Origin of the sequence: Zoogloea sp. LCSB751 (genome assembly GCF_002028455.1) — a bacterium.
Taxonomy (GTDB): domain Bacteria; phylum Pseudomonadota; class Gammaproteobacteria; order Burkholderiales; family Rhodocyclaceae; genus Zoogloea.
In genome coordinates, this window is record NZ_MWUM01000532.1 from 1 (window position 1) to 242 (window position 242).

A 242-nucleotide genomic window follows, 5' to 3' on the forward strand; every position below is an offset into this window, starting at 1 on the left:
TCTCGTTGCGGTCAGCAGATCAACGGGCCGGCATGGCCAGATTGAGCGCCTTGACCTCGTTGGCCTCATCGTGGGAAAGCTCGCCGGCGATCTCCCCCTCCCGCATGACCATGATCCGGTCCGCGATGCCCAGCACTTCCGGCAGCTCGCTCGATACCACCACCACGGCGATGCCCACCTTGGCCAGATCGTAAATCACGTTGTAAATCTCGTTTTTGGCACCGACGTCGATGCCGCGGGTC

The 242-nt window shown here is 62.0% G+C and carries 1 pseudogene; it reads right to left on the reverse strand.

The features are described from left to right. Positions 1 to 19: 19 nt before the first annotated feature. Positions 20 to 242 (reverse strand): annotated as a pseudogene (locus B4920_RS27615) (D-xylose ABC transporter ATP-binding protein); the annotation flags it as partial.